Source organism: Arthrobacter sp. H14 (assembly GCF_000520495.1).
Classification (GTDB): domain Bacteria; phylum Actinomycetota; class Actinomycetes; order Actinomycetales; family Micrococcaceae; genus Arthrobacter_C.
In genome coordinates, this window is record NZ_KI914673.1 from 1 (window position 1) to 7,834 (window position 7,834).

At 62.4% G+C, this 7,834-nt stretch carries 8 protein-coding genes and 1 pseudogene; 5 read left to right on the plus strand and 4 right to left on the minus strand.

What is annotated here, in order from left to right:
• Nucleotides 1-260 (plus strand): IS30 family transposase (locus Y707_RS0116200; protein WP_026535855.1); only part of this gene is annotated, 260 nt, incomplete at its 5' end.
• Between the two features lie 69 nt (nucleotides 261-329).
• Here Y707_RS0116200 and Y707_RS0116205 read toward each other — a convergent pair.
• Together Y707_RS0116205 and Y707_RS0116210 are read right to left on the minus strand one after the other, a co-directional pair.
• Nucleotides 330-1,112, minus strand: a complete 783-nt coding sequence (locus Y707_RS0116205) for a VOC family protein (RefSeq protein WP_026535856.1) — start codon at nucleotides 1,110-1,112, stop codon at nucleotides 330-332.
• Nucleotides 1,113-1,346: 234 nt separating this feature from the next.
• Entirely contained in the window at nucleotides 1,347-1,580 is a 234-nt protein-coding gene (locus Y707_RS0116210; RefSeq protein WP_026535857.1) for a DUF3073 domain-containing protein, read from the minus strand.
• A gap of 281 nt (nucleotides 1,581-1,861) precedes the next feature.
• Between Y707_RS0116210 and Y707_RS0116215 the strand changes: the two genes are divergently transcribed.
• On the plus strand, nucleotides 1,862-2,236 hold the full coding sequence (locus tag Y707_RS0116215; RefSeq protein ID WP_026535858.1) for a hypothetical protein: 375 nt from the start codon (nucleotides 1,862-1,864) through the stop codon (nucleotides 2,234-2,236).
• Nucleotides 2,233-3,255 (plus strand): septum formation family protein, encoded by a 1,023-nt coding sequence (locus Y707_RS29135; protein ID WP_051442111.1) that lies wholly within the window; start codon nucleotides 2,233-2,235, stop codon nucleotides 3,253-3,255. The genes Y707_RS0116215 and Y707_RS29135 overlap by 4 nt, the downstream gene beginning before the upstream one ends.
• On the opposite strand, the gene clpB is transcribed toward Y707_RS29135, so the two are convergent.
• On the minus strand, nucleotides 3,244-5,862 hold the full coding sequence (clpB, locus tag Y707_RS26800) for an ATP-dependent chaperone ClpB (RefSeq protein WP_035782145.1): 2,619 nt from the start codon (nucleotides 5,860-5,862) through the stop codon (nucleotides 3,244-3,246). The two genes, Y707_RS29135 and clpB, sit on opposite strands and share 12 nt — an antisense overlap.
• Nucleotides 5,863-6,153: 291 nt before the next feature.
• Here clpB and Y707_RS0116230 point away from each other — a divergent pair, with 291 nt between their 5' ends.
• Together Y707_RS0116230 and Y707_RS0116235 are read left to right on the plus strand one after the other, a co-directional pair.
• Complete coding sequence (locus tag Y707_RS0116230; RefSeq protein WP_026535859.1) at nucleotides 6,154-6,567, plus strand: cupredoxin domain-containing protein; 414 nt, start codon at nucleotides 6,154-6,156, stop codon at nucleotides 6,565-6,567.
• Nucleotides 6,564-7,013 (plus strand): hypothetical protein, encoded by a 450-nt coding sequence (locus Y707_RS0116235; protein ID WP_026535860.1) that lies wholly within the window; start codon nucleotides 6,564-6,566, stop codon nucleotides 7,011-7,013. The genes Y707_RS0116230 and Y707_RS0116235 overlap by 4 nt, the downstream gene beginning before the upstream one ends.
• Nucleotides 7,014-7,064: 51 nt before the next feature.
• Here Y707_RS0116235 and Y707_RS33525 read toward each other — a convergent pair.
• A pseudogene (locus Y707_RS33525) lies at nucleotides 7,065-7,671 on the minus strand (LysE family transporter).
• Between the last annotated feature and the right edge of the window lie 163 nt (nucleotides 7,672-7,834).

Genomic DNA, 7,834 nt, shown 5'->3' on the forward strand with positions numbered 1-7,834 from the left:
TGACAGCCTACGAAAAAGTCAGGCTTGAACTGGGATCACCGGTCTACTTCTGCGATCCGCACTCACCCTGGCAACGGGGCACGAACGAGAACACGAACCGGCTGCTGCGGCACTGGTTCGAGAAGTACTCCGATCTCAGCGGTTACACCGCCGCAGATCTCAAAAAGGTTCAGGACATCCTTAACCGCAGGCCCCGCCAAACCCTCGGGCTTCAGACGCCCGCCGACCAACTGAAAGAACTACTACAAACCGCAGCGTAAGCCGCAGCATTGCAAACACCACTTGACTTCACCCCGTCATAACAGCATCTACTGCCGACTCGATTTGCTCTACTCTGCCGGGGGCTCCTGCAGGATCCAGAAGACGGCGCCCTGCGGATCGCTGAGCATCGCCATCCGGCCGATGCCTTCGACGTCGAACGGTTCGACCAGGAGTTTGGCCCCGGACGCGCGGGCGGTGGCGATACCGGCATCCGTGTCCGCAATTCCGAAGTAAACCTCCCACCTGGGCGTGGAATTCTCATCTTCCTGGTCGCGGAATCCTGCAACGTACTGGCCGTCGACCCGCAGCATCGTGAAGCTTCCGCCCTCCATGGGTACCTCGGCCTTCTCGGCTCCAAGGACATCGATGTAGAACGGCACCGCATGCTCCCAGTTTCCGGCCGCAAGCTCATGCCAGATGAAGGAACCGGGCTCATTGATCAGTTCCGCACCAGTCAGGGATTTTCCCTGCCAGAGCGTGAGCGGCGCACCGATCGAGTCTTCGATCAGAGCCATCCTGCCAAAGCCTTCCACGTCGTCGGCCGCCATCAGGACCCGGCCGCCGGCAGGAGCCACCTTTTCCACGACGGCCTCGATATCGTCCACCGAGAAGTAGGTATTCCAAGCGGTGGTTATCCCGGCGTTGACAGCCTCGGTCGCCTGCGGAGCGATGGCAGCCACGGCTGACCCTCCGACAGACGCCATGGAGTACACGTACTCAGGCGACATAGGGTTGTCCTGATACTCCCAGCCGAAGAGTTCAGCGTAGAACCGCTTGGAAGCTTCCTGATCCGGTGATTGCAGGTCCACCCAGGCCGGTGCTCCCTGTGCGAACTTCTCCATTTTGGTCATTGCGCTCCTCTGCAGGTCTTTTGGAACAATCCAAACACGTTGTCAGCCTATTCGAAAGAGCCCGAAGACCGAGACCGGCGTGATGGAGAGCCTGAGGGACGGCCACGATGGTTAAACACCTACTGCGGCACACCCGAATGGATGTACCGCAGTAGATATAAGCTCAGTGCCTGAACGTGCCAGCTTGAGACGCTAAACCGCCTGGAGCCCACAGAGTTCCGTGCTGATGAGGAACTAGCCAATGCGGCGGGAAGGATCCCCGTCGTCGTCCTCATCGTCAAACTGATCCGCGTACTTGTCCTCATAGTCATCCCCGTCTTCTGGAAAACGGTCGGAATAACCAGTCGAAGCGTGATGATTCGCACTGGCCAGCTCGCGCTGCAGTGCCGAATAGTCAGTGGACGGGCTGAAGTACTTGATGTCCCGTGCCTGCTTGGTAGCTTTTGCCTTTTGACGGCCGCGCCCCATGGCGTGACCCCCTCTGTACGTCGTTCCGGGTGCAGGCACTGGAGCAACCCAACGCGGCTCCCGGAGAATGTTCAATTTGTCGTATCTCCAGATTACATGCTTTCTTCGAAATCCGCGCCTTGGGGACGGGCCGCTCACCTTCAGTACGCGTAGAGCATAAGCGCTCGCTCAGACCCCGCGCACCCCTGCAAGCCGTTGTCGATATTCGATAGAGTCATTCCAAAGGGGTTTCGCACCACCCCCGCGGTCCGGAATCACTGCAGCAGAGGGAGGGGTCTTCCATGAATGAGGCTGAAGACGCACAGTCACACGATGCTGCCCTCGACGACGACGGTGACATCATCGCGCCGGATCCGTCGGCTCCGCCGGAGACCCTGATTGACGACGACGGGCTCCTGACCGTCTCGCCGGACGAACTGCAGCTGCCAACTCCCACGCTGGCCGAGCCGGTCATCAGCCCTGACGTCGCAACGGAGGCCTCGCTTCACGAGGTCAACGCGGAGGCCGAGGCTGTTGAGCAGGAAGTGGAACAGGCGGGAACGCTGGCTGGCGGACGGCTGCCCAAATCCGCCGCGGATAAGGACGCCGTATCGCAGAAAATCCAGGCCGCCGCCTCGAAGGCCCGGGCGGAAGTCACCGACGAGCAGGAACCATGAGCGAAAACAACGACGAGCGCGATCCGAAGGAGAAGGATTACCCCTCCTCTCCCGGGGCCGATGAGACGCCGCAGGAGCCGACGAGCGGCGAATCGTCGGCGGCTCCCGAACCTGAGCCCGAACCTGAGCCCGAACCCGATTCCTATCCCGCAACTCCAAGCGAAAAGGACAAGGATAACGACGACGACGGCCACCGGGGTACCGGCGAAGGCCCCGGAGCTGCGAAGGCCACCGAACCGCACCAACGCGATCACGGCGGACGCTTTAATGCACCACCGGCTCCCACCCGGCCGCCTGCCAGCACCGGCACCGGCCAGACGCCGACCGGCGCCGGAACCGTCCAACCACCGCCCGGTAACTGGCCGGATCAACCACCCTCCTACCCGGGGACAGACCAGCCCTCCAGCCTCTGGCCCGATCACTCATCAACCGGTCCGGGCACGGAGCACGATGAGCACGTCACCTATCTGCCCCCGGCGGATTGGCAGGGAGCACCGTTCGGCCAGCAGCCACCGACCCGTCCCCGCCGGAAATCGTCGAAGGCTCCCTTGCTTATCGGGATCGGCATCGCGGCGGTTCTCGTCGTCGGCATCATCCTGCTGATCACGATGCTGGCTGGTTACCGGGACACCGGCCCGCAGCCCAACGCCGGCAGCAACGGGATTATCGCCGAAAACGTTTCACCGTTCGACTTCGAAGAGGGCCAGTGCTTCACGGAGTTCACGGATGCAACCCAACCGGCAACCGTCGTGACCTGTGAAACCCCGCACCAGGCCCAGTTGGTCAATACCTTCACCTATGAGGACGACGCCGGGTTCCCCGGTGAAGAGGCCCTCGCCGAACGTGCCAGCGAACTCTGCCGCAACACCGAACTCTCACAGGAAGCCAACCAGTATGAGGAACGGTTGCGGCAGCAGACAGCGTATCCTCAGCCTGAATCATGGCAGTCCGGGGATCGCAGGGTGGATTGCTTCATCCGTATTACCAGTGGTCAGATTACCGGGTCGCTAATCGATTAGCCGGCCGGACCGCACGGGTTCTCCAGTGGTCACCGTCAGGGTGTCGGCGGCGTCGTCCTTGTCGACCACGACCGTGGCGCCGTCCGGAATTTCACCGGCCAGGATGCCGCGGGCGAGCCGGTCGCCGATCCCGCGCTGCACCAGCCGGCGCAGCGGACGTGCCCCGTATGCCGGGTCGTAACCGGTCAACGCCAGCCACTCGCGCGCTGCGTCCGTCACGTCCAGCGTCAGCCGGCGCTCCTGCAGCCGCGCGGCCAAAGCCTGCACGGCGAGGTCGACAATCTGCGCCAGCTCATCCAGGCTCAGGGCGTCGAACATGATGACGTCGTCGAGCCGGTTGAGGAATTCCGGTTTGAAGGAAGCATTCACCAAATTCATCACGGCGTCGCGCTTCTCCCGGTCCTCGAGCTGCGGATCAACCAGGAACTGCGAACCGAGGTTGGAGGTCAGCACCAGGATGACGTTGCGGAAGTCCACGGTGCGGCCCTGGCCATCGGTGAGGCGGCCGTCGTCGAGCACCTGCAGCAGGATATCGAAGACCTCCGGGTGCGCCTTTTCCACCTCGTCGAGCAGCACCACGCTGTAGGGCCGTCGCCGGACGGACTCGGTCAACTGGCCGCCCTCCTCATAACCGACGTAGCCCGGAGGCGCCCCGACCAGGCGTGAGACTGAATGCTTCTCCGAGTACTCGCTCATGTCGATCCGGACCATGGCCCGCTCGTCGTCGAAGAGGAAGTCCGCCAACGCCTTCGCCAGCTCGGTTTTGCCCACGCCGGTCGGGCCGAGGAACAGGAACGAACCGGTGGGCCGGTCCGGATCCGAAATGCCTGCCCGGGCACGGCGCACCGCATCCGAAACGGAGGCAACCGCCTTGGTCTGTCCGATCAGCCGGGCGCCGAGGAACTGCTCCATCTGCAACAGTTTTTCGGTCTCGCCCTGCAGCATCCGACCGGCCGGAATACCTGTCCACGCGGAAATCACCTCGGCAATATCGTCCGCCGTCACGTCCTCCGACACCATCAGGTCCTGCGGCTGGCCGACGTGTTCCTCCTGCTCCTGGGCAGTGTTCAAATCGCGCTCGACGGCGGGAATCTCACCGTAGAGCAGCCGGGAGGCCGTCTCCAGATCGCCGTCGCGCTGGGCCTTGTCCGCCTGCGAACGCAGCTCGTCCAGCTTTGCCTTCAGGTCGCCGACCCGGTTCAGCCCGGCACGCTCGGCTTCCCAACGGGCAGTCAGTGCCGCCAACTGTTCCTTCCGGTCTGCCATGTCCGCGCGCAGCGACTCCAGCCGTTCAACCGACGCCGGATCCGATTCGCCGCTCAACGCCAGCTCCTCCATCGTCAACCGGTCCACGGTACGCTGCAGTTCGTCGATCTCTTCCGGTGCCGAGTCGATCTCCATCCGCAGCCGGGACGCGGCCTCGTCGACCAGGTCGATGGCCTTGTCCGGCAGCTGGCGGCCGGTGATGTACCGGTTGGACAGGCTCGCGGCGGCCACCAGCGCGGAGTCGGCGATCGCCACCTTGTGGTGCGCTTCGTACCGTTCCTTCAGCCCGCGCAGGATACCGATGGTGTCGGTTACGGAGGGTTCACCGACGAAGACCTGCTGGAAGCGGCGCTCCAGCGCGGCGTCCTTTTCGATCCGTTGACGGTATTCATCCAGCGTGGTGGCGCCGATCAGCCGCAGTTCTCCGCGGGCCAGCATCGGCTTGAGCATATTTCCGGCGTCCATCGCGCCCTCGGAACCACCGGCGCCGACGACGGTATGCAGCTCATCGATGAACGTCACCACCCGCCCTGCGGCACTCTTGATCTCCTCGAGCACAGCCTTGAGCCGTTCCTCGAATTCCCCGCGGTATTTTGCGCCGGCGACCATCGCGGACAGGTCGAGGCTGATCAGCGTCTTGCCGCGCAGCGATTCTGGAACGTCACCGGCCACAATCCGTTGGGCCAGGCCTTCGACGACGGCGGTCTTGCCCACGCCGGGTTCGCCGATCAGCACCGGGTTGTTCTTGGTCCGACGGCTGAGAACCTGGACCACGCGGCGGATTTCCGCGTCACGTCCGATCACGGGATCGAGCTTGCCTGAGCGGGCGATCTCTGTCAGGTCGACGCCAAACTTCTCAAGTGCCTGGAAGGTATTCTCCGGGTCCGGGGTATCAACCTTGCGGTCGCCACGGATCCCCGGCAGCGCAGCCTTCAGCGCTTCGTGCCCCGCTCCCGCATCGCGCAGCAGACGTCCGACGGCGGTATTGTCGGCGGCCAGCGCGAGCAGCAGGTGCTCGGTGGAGATATAGGAGTCGCCCAACAGGTCCGCTTCCTGCTGGGCGGTCTTAATCACCTTCAGAATCCCCCGCGAATATTCCGCCTGGGCCACTGAAGTACCGGACGACGCCGGCAGTGCCTTGATGGCTGAACTGGCCTGCACACTGACCGCATCCGGGTCCAGGCCCGCGGCCTTGAGCAGCGCGACGGCGACGCCTTCCCTCTGATCCATTAGAGCCTTCAGCAGATGGGCAGGTTCGACCTGCGGATTCCCTGCCGTCGAGGCATTCATTGCCGCGCCGGACAAAGCCTCCTGGCTCTTCGTGGTGAATTTGGTCTCCAAGCTGGGCTCCTTACCGAACTGTGGGTCTTCCTGCATGCGTTCGTACTACTAAGCTAACTTGAGTCTACTACACTCAACTCTCCAAGTACAGTTCCGCATCGTTATCTAAAACGCCCGAATTGAGGCCAAAGATTGTCCTTTCAAGCCTATGAAACGCGCCGCTTCCGTCTCATACTTGAAGGTACACAAAAATACCGGTCGGGCTCCGGCTCCTGGATGTCGAGTTGCCAGTAATGGTTGTTTTGAATGGCTCTAAACAACCATTAGTGGCCACTTGGTGGAAGGAACAGCATGAATATCAGTAAAGGCGTTCTCAGCATTGTTTTCGCGGCCGCTTTGGTAGGGGTTACTGGCTGTGGAGGAACCACAGAAGAGCCCGCTCCGGAACCTGAGCCGTCGTCGTCGAGCGCCCCCGCTGGAGAGTCCCCGGCCGGCGGGTCGGAGGACGGTTCCGCCGAAGAGGTGGTGATCACCGTGGAGAATTTCGAATACATCGGCCCTGAATCCGTCAGCCCGGGTGCAACGATCACCGTTATCAACAAGGACAGTGCCCCACACACTGTGACCTCTGAAGAGGAAGGCGTCTTCGACGTCGTGTTCGAAGGTGGGGAAACCGTCACCTTCACCGCACCTGAAGAGCCAGGCGAGTACCCCTATATCTGTACTTACCATCCCAATATGGCAGGAACTCTGGTGGTGAAATGATGCGCACTCCAACAGCTACCCGAAGCAGGAAGGCCCGCAGCCGGCACGCACCTATGATGCTCGTGCTGCGGATCGTAATCGCCGCCGCACTGGTGGTCGACGCCGTGATCCACCTGCAGCTTGCTCCCGGCTATGAACAGGCAGCACCGGGCGGCATCGGGCAGGGAACGCTGTTCGTGATCCAGTCGATAGTCGCGATCCTGATAGCGGTCTACGTCCTGGTCCGCGGCAGCAAGCTCTCCTACGCCCTTGCCGCCATGATTGCCTTCGCCGCCTTATTCGCCGTTATCCTCTACCGCTATGTGGACGTACCCGCGATTGGACCCATGCCGGCGATGTACGAGCCGATCTGGTACTTCCAGAAGACCCTGACGGCGGTGGTCGAAGCTATTGCCGGCACCCTGGCCATCATCGGATTCACGATGGTGGGACGACGACGGCGCTAAACAGTGGGACGACAGCGCGGCTAACGACGACGTAAGCGGACGACGGCGGCGCTAAAGAACCGCGAGGGCCACGCCGACGCCGGCAAACAGCGTCCCGAACGTGCGGTTCATGGCGCGTTGCCCGCGCTCGCTCTGCGTGAACCGCTGGAATTGGCGCGCGCAGGCGGCAAAGATGAACAGCATGACGGCGATGTCGACGACGACGACCGTCGCGCCGAGGACCGCGTACTGGGGCAGGAGCTCTTCGGCCGGCCGGATAAACTGCGGCATGAAAGCCAGGAAGAAGACGATCGCTTTCGGATTGAGCAGATTCACCCAGAGGCCACGGACCAGCAGCGAGCGGGCACCCTCCTGGAGCCTCACCGCTTTGCGCAGGCACGCTCAGGAACTTCCGAACGCCAAGGTAGATCAGGTAGGCCGCACCCGAATAACGGATCACGTCAAAGGCCACCGGTGAACTGGCGACCAGAAGCCCCAGCCCGGCCGCTACGATGGCAATATGGATCAGCAAAGCCACCTGCTGCCCGAGGATTCCCCAGATGGATCGCCGGATTCCGACGTTGAGGGTGTTGCTCATCGTGTTGATGGCACCGGCTCCGGGAGTCAGGCTGATCATCGATTGGGCACCAAGAAGCGCCATCCAAACAGTGGGGTTCACCGGCCTAGTATAGGGGCCCTCATCGTTGCACGGCCATGCCGTAGGCTCAGTTGGTGTAGATCGCGTAATACGAAGCTGGAGGGCTGCGCATCGTGGGCATAATCAGGCGACTCATTACCGGTACGGCGGTGGCTGCGCTGGCGGTTTCACTGACCAGCTGCGC